Source organism: Vibrio sp. 10N.261.51.A4, from assembly GCF_041471945.1.
GTDB lineage: Bacteria > Pseudomonadota > Gammaproteobacteria > Enterobacterales > Vibrionaceae > Vibrio > Vibrio crassostreae_C.
On record NZ_JBFRPJ010000177.1, the window covers coordinates 1 to 204 of the forward strand.

A 204-nucleotide genomic window follows, 5' to 3' on the forward strand; every position below is an offset into this window, starting at 1 on the left:
GGCTACGCGGCTTATGATGGTCTGCATCACGTCACCAATGTAGGGTGCTTAGCGCATGCTCGTCGCAAGTTCATGGATGCGAAGAAGCTTCAAGGGAAAGGTAAATCAGGCAAGGCTGATAAGGCGCTGGCTAAAATCCAAAAACTCTACGGGATAGAATCACGCTTAAAAGGTGCGCCTGCCCAAGAGCGAAAAGCAGAGCGT

At 51.0% G+C, this 204-nt stretch carries 1 protein-coding gene; it reads left to right on the plus strand.

All coding sequences use genetic code 11. The features are described 5' to 3' along the window. Positions 1-204, plus strand: a 204-nt coding sequence (locus AB4384_RS23615; RefSeq protein ID WP_372130202.1) for a transposase, incomplete at both ends; no start/stop codon positions are given.